Consider the following 10,450-nt stretch of genomic DNA (forward strand, 5'->3'; position numbering starts at 1 on the left):
ATGCGGCTTTAGCTCACGCCGCGCAGGCTTCAAACCCCTTGCGCAACTCGTTCTCGTTGAGTCCGCGCCCGATGAACACCAGCCGGCTCTCGCGCTTCTCGCCGGCCTTCCAGTCGCGCTGGAGGTCGCCGTCGAGGATCATGTGCACGCCCTGGAAGACGAAACGGCGCGGCTCGTCCTTGAAGGCGAGGATGCCCTTGGAACGCAGGATGCTGGGGCCCTGGATCTGGGCGATCTCGTTGATCCAGGGCATGAACTTCTCCGGATCGACGTCGCCGGGGATCGTCAGCGAGATCGAGCGCACATCCTCGGCATGGTGATGGTGATGGCCGGCCTCGAGGAAATCCGGCTCGATGTCGAGGATGCGGTCGAGGTCGAAGGCCTTGCGGTCGAGCAGCGATGCGATCTCGACATTGCAGCGCTCGGCCTTCTCGAGCCGGGCATAGGGGTTGATCGCGCGGATCTGCGCCTCGACCTTGGCCAGCTCATCCGCCGAGACGAGGTCGGTCTTGTTGAGGATGATGACATCGGCGAAGGCGATCTGGTTCTTCGCCTCGGGCGCGTCCTTCAGCCGGTCCTTCAGCCATTTGGCGTCGGTGACGGTCACGACCGCATCGAGGCGGGTGGCGTCGCCGACATCCTGGTCGACAAAGAAGGTCTGCGCGACCGGCGCGGGATCGGCGAGACCGGTGGTCTCGACGATGATCGCGTCGAACTTGCCCTTGCGCTTCATCAGCCCGTCGAGGATGCGGATCAGGTCGCCGCGCACGGTGCAGCAGATGCAACCGTTGTTCATCTCGAAGATTTCCTCATCGGCACCGACGATGAGGTCTCCGTCGATCCCCGCCTCGCCGAACTCGTTGACGATGACGGCGAATTTCTTGCCGTGCTCCTCGGTGAGGATGCGGTTCAGCAGCGTGGTCTTGCCGGCGCCCAGATAGCCGGTGAGCACCGTGACGGGGATCTTTTCGGACATGATTGCAACCTGATGGCTGGTGGCCTCGGGAGCGGCTCGCCGTCAGGCCGGGCCGGCGGCGAGCGCCTTCTCGATCTCGCTTATATTGTGCTTCATCATGTCGATGTAAGTCCCCGCCGGGCCCGAGGCGTCGGAAAGCGCGTCGGAGTAGAGCGTGCCGCCGATCCGGGCGCCGGATTCCCTGGCGATCTGCTCGATCAGGCGGGGATTGGTGACGTTTTCGAGGAACACGGCCGGCACCTTCTGCGCTTTGATCTGGCGGATGATGCGAGCGACGTCCTTGGCCGAGGCCTCGGATTCCGTCGAGACGCCCTGCGGCGCGATGAATTCGATGCCATAGGCCTTGACGAAATAGCCGAAGGCATCGTGCGTGGTGATCGCCTTGCGCCGGTCGGCCGGGATGCGCGCGACCGCCGCCTTCACCTCGCCCTCGACGACATCGAGCTTGGCCAGATAGGCCGTGGCATTGGCATCGTAGACCGCTTTGCCGGCCGGATCGGCCGCGCCGAGCGCATCGCGGATATCGGCGACATAGATGCGGGCATTGGCGATGTCCTGCCAGGCATGGGGATCGTCATGGCCATGATCGTGGCCGTGCCCGCCCTTCGCGTCATGCTCTTCCTCGGCCGCCTCGATCGGCTTGATGCCCTTGGTCGCGGTCACGACCGTCGCCTTCGTGCCGGAGGATTTGATCAGGCGCGGCAGCCAGCCTTCGAGATGCAGGCCGTTGATGACGACGAGCTTAGCCGCCGCCATCGCCTTGGCGTCGGCCGGCGTCGGCGAATAGACATGCGCGTCGCCATTCGGCCCGACGAGCGAGGTCACGCCGACCCGTTCGCCACCGACCTGCTTCACGAAATCGGCCAGCACCGAGAAGCTCGCCACCACCGGCAGCTTCTCCTGCGCGAAAGCGGCGGTGGGCAATGCCGCGAGGGAGAGCCCCGCGACCAGATAGGCGACGAGGCTGCGACGGTTAGGCATGAAACTCTCCGCTCGAAATGAAACGATATAACGTTTCTATCTTTCAAGATGGGGCCGAATCAAGGCGCGCCGCGCAAGCCCGCCCTGCGAGCCGAGCAGAAGCGAGAGAATGTAGAGGCAACCAGCCGCGAGAATGATCGCCGGGCCGGCCGGCAGGCTCGAGCCCGCCGCATAGGAGACGACGAGGCCGGCATAGCCGGCGACGATGCCGAAGCCGGTCGCCAGCAGCAGCAGCCGCGTGATGTCCGCCGTCCAGAACCGCGCCGCCGCCGCCGGCAGCATCATCATGCCGACCGCGAGCAGAGTGCCGAGCGCGTTGAAACCGGCGACGAGATTGAGCACCACGAGCGCGAGGAACGTCAGGTGGACGAAGCCGCCGGAGCGGCTGACCGAGCGCAGGAAGCCGGGATCGACGCATTCCAGCACCAGCGGCCGGTAGAGCGCCGCCAGCGCCGTGAGCGAAACCGTCGCGACGCCCGCGAGCAGGATCAGCACGTCGTTGTCGAGCGCCAGCACATTGCCGAAGAGGACATGCAGCAGATCGATCGCCGAGCCGCGCAGCGAGACGATGGTGACTCCGAGCGCCAGCGAGATCAGGTAGAAGGCGGCGAGCGAGGCGTCTTCCTTCAGCACCGTCGCGCGCGCCACCGCACCGGCGAGCAGAGCCACGGCAAAGCCGGCGGCCAGCCCGCCGATCGTCATCGCCGGCAGCGAGAAGCCGGCGACGAGATAGCCCAAGGCCGCGCCCGGGAGGATGGCATGGGCCATCGCATCGCCGGTCAGGCTCATGCGCCTGAGCATCAGAAAGACGCCGATCGGCGCGCCGGAGACCGACAGCGCCGTCACGCCGACGAGCGCACGGCGCATGAAGTCGAATTCGGCGAAGGGGCCGATGAAGAGATCGTAGAGCATCGGCCTGACCGGAAAAGCGTTACGCCGCGTCGCGCTGGCAGGGAGCGGCGTGGCTGTCGAAGGCCTCGACCATGCGGCGCGCCTTGAGCAGGTTCTCCGGTGTCAGCACATCGGCGGTCGCGCCCCAGGCGACGGCCTCGCGCGCCAGCAGCAGCGTCTGCGGAAAGGCCCGGCGCACCGTCTCGATGTCGTGCAGGACCGCGACGACGGTACGGCTCTCGCCATGCCAGCGCTGGACCAGCGCCAGCAGATCGGCGGTGGTGCGCGCGTCGATGGCGGTGAAAGGCTCGTCGAGCAGGATGATTTCGGCGTCCTGCAGCAGGAGCCGCGCGAACAGCGCACGCTGCATCTGCCCGCCGGAGAGCGTGCCAATCGGCCGGCGCTCGAAGCCGGTCAGCCCCACCGCCGCGATGGCGTGCTCGACCTTGTGGGCGACGCTCGCCCCGATCCGCCCGAAGATGCCGGCGCGGCTCCACAAGCCCATCGCAACGAGATCATAGACATGGATCGGGAAGGAGCGGTCGAGCTCGGCCGATTGCGGCAGATAGGCGAGCCGCTTGCCCTTGGCGAGCGAGATGCCGCCGGCGAGCGGGAGCAAGGTACCGGTGATGCCCTTGAGCAGCGTCGACTTGCCGGCACCGTTGGGCCCGACGATCGCGGTCAGGCTCCCCGTGGCGACCTCGCCGGAGAGATGGTGGATCGCCGGATGGCGGTCATAGCCCAAGGTCAGGTCGGTGAGGCGGATGGCGGACAACGCGAGCTTCCTTCAGGCGATCACGGCCAGCGTCGCGGCCCAGAGCAGGACGACGACGACAGCGGCCAGCCCGACGCGATTCCAGGCCGACAGGCGCAACAGCGACCAGCCCGGATCATCCGAGACGGCCTGCGAGGCGGCGTGACTGTGGCCATGGTCGTGCGCGTGAGCCATGTGAGACGATATAATATTACATCGACGACGGCACAAGCGATCTTCGCGGCTTGTGCACGCCTCGCGAAGCTCCAGCCTGCCGGGATGAGATACGCGGGTCGAGCCCTGGCCGGATGCGAGCTTCGGCAAGAATCACCCTCGGTAATTGGGCTAAAGGCGCAAGCGAAAGCCATGTCTTGCGCTTTTCCTCGGCCGGCATCCTGCTTACAACTCAAGGCAAGCCCACCGTTCGAGCCGGGCAGATTCAGGGAGCTTCCATGAAAACGCTGTTCCGCGGCCGGCGCCTCGCCGGCCTTGCCGCTGCCGTTCTGCTGGCCGCCGCGCCGGCGGGTGCCCGTGCCCAGGAATTCATCAACATCCTCACCGGCGGCACCTCCGGCGTCTATTATCCGATGGGCGTCGCGCTCTCGAAGATCTATGGCGAGAAGATTCCGAACGTCCGCCCGACCGTGCAGGCGACCAAGGCCTCGGTCGAGAACCTCGTGCTGCTGCAGCAGGGCCGCGGCGAGATCGCCTTCACGCTCGGCGACTCGCTCGACGCCGCCTGGAAGGGCGACGAGGAGGCCGGCTTCAAGACGCCGCTGAAGAAGCTGCGCGGCATCACCGCGATCTATCCGAACTACGTCCAGATCGTCGCCTCGAAGGAGAGCGGCATCAAGACGCTGGCCGATCTCAAGGGCAAGCGCCTCTCGGTCGGCGCGCCGAAATCCGGCACGGAGCTCAATGCGCGCGCGATCCTCGCCGCCGCCGGTCTCGGCTACAAGGATCTCGGCAAGGTCGAGTACCTGCCCTTCGCCGAGTCGGTGGAATTGATGAAGAACCGCCAGCTCGACGCCACCTTGCAATCGGCCGGCCTCGGCGTCGCCTCGCTGCGCGACCTCGCCACCTCGATCGAGATCAACGTCGTCGAGGTTCCGAAGGCGGTCATCGACAAGGCGGGCCCGCCCTTCATCAGCACCCCGATCCCGGCCAATACCTATACCGGACAGACCGCGGCGGTGAACACGGCGGCCGTGGTGAACTACCTCGTCACCCATGAGGGCGTGAAGGACGAGCTGGTCTACCAAATGACCAAGAACATCTTCGAGAACCTGGGCGATCTCGCCGCCTCACACGCCGCCGGCAAGGACATCAAGCTCGAGCGCGCGCTCGACGGCATGCCGATCCCGCTGCATCCGGGCGCAGCGCGCTACCTCAAGGAAAAGGGGCTGAAGGTCGGTTCGTAGCGGTCTTTCGCCTTTCCGACGTCTTCGCGGTCATCCCGCCGATCCGGGATCCATGCCTGAACCGTTTCGGCATGGATCCCGGGTCTCCCTCCGGTCGCCCGGGATGACGGCACATTCTTTGACGGCCTGACGCGGAGCCGAGCAGGACCATGACCCACGAGACCGACCAGTTGGAAGCCCTCTCCGGCGCAAGACCGGGCGAGGTCGAGCATGCCGATCTCGACAATTTCGAGCATGGCTTCCCGCCCGGTTTCGGTCCCGGCCGCTGGGGGCTTTTGGCCTATGGCCTCGCGCTCGCCTTCGCCGCCTTCCAGATCGCGATCTCCGCCTGGAATTTCCTGCCGAGCCAGGCGGCGCGCGGCGTTCATGTCGGCTTCCTGCTGCTGCTGAGCTTCGGGCTCATCGCCAATTTCCGGGCGAAGGACACACCCGGGCGGCTGCTCGGCTGGGCGCTGGGCCTGCTCGGCTTCGCGGTCGGCCTCTATCAATGGATCTTCTACGCCGACCTGATCCTGCGCGACGGCGATCCCTCGACGCTGGACCTCGTCGTCGGCACGCTGTTGATCGTGCTGATCTTCGAGGCTGCGCGCCGATTGATGGGCAATGCCCTGCCGATCATGTGCGGCGTCTGCCTGCTCTACTGGTTCTTCGGCCAGTATCTGCCCGCGCCCTTCAACCATCGCGGCTATGGCTACGACCAGATCATCGGCCATCTCTCCTTCGGCACCGAGGGCTTCTACGGCACGCCGATCTACGTCTCCGCGACCTATATCTTCCTGTTCATCGTCTTCGGCTCCTTCCTCGAGAAGGCCGGGATGATCCATCTCTTCAACGACGTCTCGCTCGGCATCTTCGGCGGCACGCGCGGCGGCCCGGCCAAGGTCGCGGTGTTCTCGTCTGGCCTGATGGGGATGATCTCCGGCTCCGGCGTCGCCAATGTCGTCACCGTCGGCCAGTTCACCATTCCGCTGATGATCAAATTCGGCTACCGGCGCGCCTTCGCCGCCGGCGTCGAGGCCACCGCCTCGATGGGCGGGCAGATCATGCCGCCGGTGATGGGCGCGGTCGCCTTCATCATGGCCGAGACCCTGGGCGTGCCCTATGCCGAGATCGTCAAGGCGGCCGCCATCCCTGCGATCCTCTACTTCGCCTCGGCCTTCTGGATGGTGCATCTGGAAGCCGGGAAGTACGGGCTGAAGGGCGTCGAGCGCGCCTTGCTGCCAAGCCCGCTCAAGGCGCTGCGCGAGCGCTGGTATCTCGCCTTGCCGCTCGCCGTGCTCGTCTTCATGCTGTTCCACGGCTTCACCCCGCTCTTTGCCGGCACGATGGGCCTTGCGCTGACCGTCGGACTGCTGCTCGGCGCGGGCTTTGCCGCCGGCCTGAGCAGGCAGAGCCTGCGCGTCATCTTCTGGATCGGGCTCGGGCTCATCGCCGCCGCGCTCTTCCAGGAGGGGCTCGATGTCCGCTATGTCGCCGGCCTGATCGCGTTTCTCGTGCTCGCCAACGCCTTCACCCTGGGCGGCCGCACCACGCTGGCGATCAGCCGCGACGCGCTCGCCGACAGCGCCAAGACGGCGCTGCCGGTCGGCATCGCCTGCGCCATCGTCGGCACGATCATCGGCCTGATGACGCAGACCGGCATCGGCACCACCTTCGGCGCCTGGATCATCGGGCTCGGCCAATCCAGCCTGTTCCTGGCGCTGGTCCTGACGATGATCCTCTCGATCCTGCTCGGCACCGGCATCCCGACGATCCCGACCTACATCATCGTCGCGGCCCTGGCGGCACCGGCGCTGGAAAAGCTCGGCGTGCCGCTGATCGTCAGCCACATGTTCGCCTTCTACTACGGCATCATGGCCGACCTCTCGCCGCCGGTGGCGCTCGCGGCGCTGGCCGCCGCGCCCATCGCCAAGGAGAACCCCGACAAGATCGGCTGGGAGGCGATGCGCGTCGCGCTTGCCGGCTACGTCATCCCCTTCATCGCGGTCTATTCGCCGGCGCTGATGCTCCAGGCCGGAGATCCGATGGCCAACGTCATCGGCTTCTGGCCGGCGGTGATCTACGCCACCTTCAAGGCCTCGGTCGCGATCGGCCTCTTCGGCATGGTGGCGATCGGCTGGCTCTTCGGCCGGCTGACCGTCGTGGAGCGGGTGCTCTGCTTCGTCGCGGCGGTGCTGCTCTTCGGCGAGTTCGCCTATAGCGACCCGCTCGGCTATGTGCTGACGGCGGCGATCATCGCTCGGCACTGGTTTGCCGCGCGCCATGCGGAACCGGCGGCGGCATGAGCCTGTGCCTTGCGGCCGGCGCGCTCCTCGTCTCGCTTGGCCATGGCGAGATCACGCTGGGCTGGCGGCATTCGGTGCAGAAGACGCTGTGGGAGGAAGTCTGGCGCGAGACCCCGGCGGGGCTTGTCCTCGTCGAGGCCCGCATCGAGGGCTCGGGCGCCGGCATGGACCCGCCCGACGGCGCCAGGCTGGTCGACGGATTCTGGCGCTGGCACCCCGCCCTGCCGGCACTGCCCGAGGTGGTGCTGCGCCGCTCCGGCGCCACCGCCGACTGGCGCATCTGCATGGACGGCGCCTGCAAGCCGATGAGCGATTACCTGCCGGCCGAGGCGGACCCGGTCACGCTGAAGGTTTGTGGGTAAAATCCGCGAGGTTCGCCGTCATTCTCGGGCGGAGCGAAGCGCAGACCGAGCTCAGGCCGGATGCTCGGGTCAAGCCCGAGCATGACGCCCTACATCAATCGACCGTGGTGAGATGCTCGACCTTCAGCACGCGCCGCATCAGATTGACGAAGCCATAGGCCGCGAAGACCGAGAACACGGCCATCATGATGTACTCGAACATCGTGCCGAGATCGAACATGCCGGCGATGGCCCAGCCGGCCGCGAGCGCGACGCCGAAGAGCTCGACCGCGATCAGGATTCCCAGCGAAACCACGATGGTCAGGCTGCGCCAGTTGGTGTGCCGTCCGGCCATGCTGTCCTTCCTTCGAATGCCCGCCTTCGCGGACACATTGTCGAGCACTGGCGCCTTCACGCCGCCATGCGCCCAACGCACCTAGCGGACACAGCCGCGCCATGCAACAAAATCGCGCCCCGAAGGCGCCCTTGCGCCAGATGGGGACGCATGGGGAGATTGAAAAGTCCTGATGGTCGATACGCCTGTCTTCGGTTCGGCCGCAGTCGCCGCGCCCCATCATCTTGCCTCGGAAGCCGGCCGCGCCGTCCTCGCGGAAGGCGGAAATGCCATCGAAGCCATGGTCGCGATGGCCGCCACCATCGCCGTGGTCTATCCGCATATGAACGGCATCGGCGGCGACGGCTTCTGGCTGATCCACGAGCCCGGCGGCAAGATGCATGGCATCGAGGCCTGCGGCCCGGCCGGGACGCTCGCGACGATCGAACGTTATCGCAACAAGGGCTACGACAGCATCCCGGCGCGCGGCCCGGAAGCGGCGCTGACCGTCGCCGGAGCCGTCGAGGGCTGGCGTCTCGCGCTCGACCTCTCCAGCTCCCGCGGCGGCCGCCTGCCGCTGCGCGAATTGCTCGCCGATGCGCTCCGCCACGCCCGCGAGGGCTATGCGGTGTCCCCTTCCGAATGCGGCAACCGGCCCAACGAGCTGGAAGCGCTGAAGGCCGCGCCGGGCTTCCTCAAGACCTTCTGGCCTGACGACGCGCCACCCAAACCCGGCAGCCATCGCAAGATGGAGGCGCTGGCCGAGACGCTGCAGCAGCTCGCCGGTGCCGGGCTCGACGATTTCTACCGCGGCGATGTCGGCCGCGAGATCGCCGCCGATCTCGAACGCATCGGCGCGCCGGTGACGCGCGCCGATCTCGAACGCTACCACGCCCGCACCGTCGCCCCGCTCGCGCTCGCCTTGCCCGGCCTCACGGTCTGGAACATGCCGCCGCCGACGCAAGGCCTGGCCGCCCTCGTCATTCTCGGCCTGTTCGAGCGGCTCGGCCGGGTCGAGCTCGACTCTTTCGCGCATCATCACGGGCTGATCGAGGCGACGAAGCGCGCGCTCGCCATCCGCGACCGCCATGTCACCGACCCCGCTTATGCGACCGGCGATCCCGCCCGTTTTCTGGGTGAGGCGATGCTGGCCCGCGAGGCCGCCGAGATCGATGCCAGGCGCGCCGCGCCCTGGCCGGTGAAGCCTGGCCATGGCGACACGATCTGGATGGGCGCCATCGACGGCAAGGGCCTCGCCGTCTCCTACATCCAGTCGATCTATTGGGAATACGGCTCCGGCTGCGTGCTGCCGGCGACCGGCATCCACTGGCAGAACCGCGGCATCTCCTTCTCGCTCGACAAGGCCGCCGCGAATCCGCTCATGCCCGGCCGAAAGCCCTTCCATACGCTGAACCCGGCCTTCGCCCGCTTCGACGACGGGCGCATCCTCGCCTATGGCGCGATGGGCGGCGACGGCCAGCCGCAATTCCAGGCGCAGATCCTGACGCGCTATCGCCTCGGCCAGAATCTCGCGACCGCGATCGATGCGCCGCGTTGGCTCTTCGGCCGCACCTGGGGCTCGGCCTCCACCGGGCTGAAGGTCGAAAGCCGCTTCGATTCCGCCCTGCTGGAGCGGCTCGACGCCGCCGGCCATCCGGTCGAGGAGAGCGGACTGGCCTATTCCGAGGGCTTCGGCCATGCCGGCATGCTGGTGAAGCATGCGAATGGCCGCGTCGAGGCCGCGCACGATCCGCGTTCCGATGGCGATGCGAGGGGGATCTGATTCACATGACCTATGACGACCCGTTCCGCTGCTTCGTGCCCTATCCCGACGCGGCGGTGAAACACAGCCCGACCGGCCCGCTCGCCGGGCTGACGCTGGCGGTGAAGGACCTCTTCGACGTCAAGGGCTACCCGACGGGCGCGGGATCGCCGATCGTGCTGGCGCAATCCGGCATCAAGACCAAGACCGCGCCGATCGTGAAGGAGCTGCTGCAGGCCGGCGCCCGCTTCGTCGGCAAGACGCATACCGACGAACTCGCCTTCTCGCTCAATGGCAAGAACGCGCATTTCGGCGCGCCGATCAACCCGGCCGCGCCGGACCGGATCACCGGCGGCTCCTCCTGCGGCTCCATGGCAGCCGTCGCGGGGCGCCTCGCCGACATCGCACTTGGATCCGATACCGGCGGCTCGGTCCGGGCGCCGGCGAGCTATGGCGGGCTCTTCGGCATTCGTCCCACCCATGGCCGGCTCTCGCTGAAGCGGGTCTGGCCGCTGGCGGAAAGCCTCGACACGCCCGGCTGGTTCACCCGCGACGGCGAGGTTTTTGCCCGCGTCGGCAACGCCCTGCTCGGCAAGGACCGCACCGAATTGCCGGAGGTGCCGCGCCTGCTGCTGGCCGACGACATGTTCGCCCAGGCCGTGCCGGAGGCCGAAACGATCCTGCGCAATGTCGTGCAGCGCGCGC

Annotated in this window: 11 protein-coding genes; 5 read left to right on the plus strand and 6 right to left on the minus strand. The window is 67.3% G+C overall.

Translation table 11 applies throughout. The annotated features are described in order from the left end of the window. Nucleotides 1-13: 13 nt before the first annotated feature. Genes AB4Y99_RS05325 through AB4Y99_RS05345 form a run of 5 tightly spaced genes read right to left on the minus strand, consistent with a single transcriptional unit; the run spans nucleotide 14 to nucleotide 3,797 of the window. On the minus strand, nucleotides 14-976 hold the full coding sequence (locus AB4Y99_RS05325; RefSeq protein WP_441522619.1) for a CobW family GTP-binding protein: 963 nt from the start codon (nucleotides 974-976) through the stop codon (nucleotides 14-16). A gap of 42 nt (nucleotides 977-1,018) precedes the next feature. After that, nucleotides 1,019-1,957 (minus strand): metal ABC transporter substrate-binding protein, encoded by a 939-nt coding sequence (locus AB4Y99_RS05330; RefSeq protein WP_441522620.1) that lies wholly within the window; start codon nucleotides 1,955-1,957, stop codon nucleotides 1,019-1,021. 36 nt (nucleotides 1,958-1,993) lie between these two features. Continuing rightward, nucleotides 1,994-2,869: a metal ABC transporter permease gene (locus AB4Y99_RS05335; RefSeq protein ID WP_441522621.1), complete on the minus strand. Its 876-nt coding sequence runs from the start codon at nucleotides 2,867-2,869 to the stop codon at nucleotides 1,994-1,996. Nucleotides 2,870-2,888: 19 nt separating this feature from the next. After that, nucleotides 2,889-3,623, minus strand: a complete 735-nt coding sequence (gene aztA / locus AB4Y99_RS05340; protein ID WP_441522622.1) for a zinc ABC transporter ATP-binding protein AztA — start codon at nucleotides 3,621-3,623, stop codon at nucleotides 2,889-2,891. Between the two features lie 12 nt (nucleotides 3,624-3,635). Further along, the gene (locus AB4Y99_RS05345) at nucleotides 3,636-3,797 is read right to left on the minus strand and encodes a hypothetical protein (protein WP_156115940.1); all 162 of its coding nucleotides are present in this window, start codon (nucleotides 3,795-3,797) and stop codon (nucleotides 3,636-3,638) included. A gap of 257 nt (nucleotides 3,798-4,054) precedes the next feature. Here AB4Y99_RS05345 and AB4Y99_RS05350 point away from each other — a divergent pair, with 257 nt between their 5' ends. From AB4Y99_RS05350 to AB4Y99_RS05360, 3 genes are all read left to right on the plus strand, one after another. Beyond that, on the plus strand, nucleotides 4,055-5,023 hold the full coding sequence (locus tag AB4Y99_RS05350; RefSeq protein WP_038362881.1) for a TAXI family TRAP transporter solute-binding subunit: 969 nt from the start codon (nucleotides 4,055-4,057) through the stop codon (nucleotides 5,021-5,023). A gap of 149 nt (nucleotides 5,024-5,172) precedes the next feature. Next, nucleotides 5,173-7,308, plus strand: a complete 2,136-nt coding sequence (locus tag AB4Y99_RS05355; RefSeq protein WP_441522623.1) for a TRAP transporter permease — start codon at nucleotides 5,173-5,175, stop codon at nucleotides 7,306-7,308. Then, nucleotides 7,305-7,670 carry a DUF1850 domain-containing protein gene (locus tag AB4Y99_RS05360; RefSeq protein ID WP_441522624.1) on the plus strand — a complete coding sequence of 122 codons (366 nt, stop codon included), beginning with the start codon at nucleotides 7,305-7,307 and terminating at the stop codon, nucleotides 7,668-7,670. Before AB4Y99_RS05355 ends, AB4Y99_RS05360 begins: the two co-directional genes overlap by 4 nt. A gap of 94 nt (nucleotides 7,671-7,764) precedes the next feature. On the opposite strand, the gene AB4Y99_RS05365 is transcribed toward AB4Y99_RS05360, so the two are convergent. Beyond that, a complete protein-coding gene (locus AB4Y99_RS05365) occupies nucleotides 7,765-8,004 on the minus strand; it encodes a hypothetical protein (protein ID WP_038362877.1) in 240 nt (79 codons plus the stop codon). Nucleotides 8,005-8,176: 172 nt separating this feature from the next. Here AB4Y99_RS05365 and AB4Y99_RS05370 point away from each other — a divergent pair, with 172 nt between their 5' ends. Together AB4Y99_RS05370 and AB4Y99_RS05375 are read left to right on the plus strand one after the other, a co-directional pair. Continuing rightward, nucleotides 8,177-9,766 carry a gamma-glutamyltransferase family protein gene (locus AB4Y99_RS05370; RefSeq protein ID WP_441522625.1) on the plus strand — a complete coding sequence of 530 codons (1,590 nt, stop codon included), beginning with the start codon at nucleotides 8,177-8,179 and terminating at the stop codon, nucleotides 9,764-9,766. A 5-nt stretch (nucleotides 9,767-9,771) separates the two neighbouring features. Continuing rightward, nucleotides 9,772-10,450, plus strand: a 679-nt coding sequence (locus tag AB4Y99_RS05375) for an amidase family protein (RefSeq protein ID WP_441522626.1), incomplete at its 3' end; no start/stop codon positions are given.

It is taken from the genome of Allobosea sp. TAB14, from assembly GCF_052113865.1.
GTDB classification, from domain to species: Bacteria; Pseudomonadota; Alphaproteobacteria; order Rhizobiales; family Beijerinckiaceae; genus Allobosea; species Allobosea spartocytisi.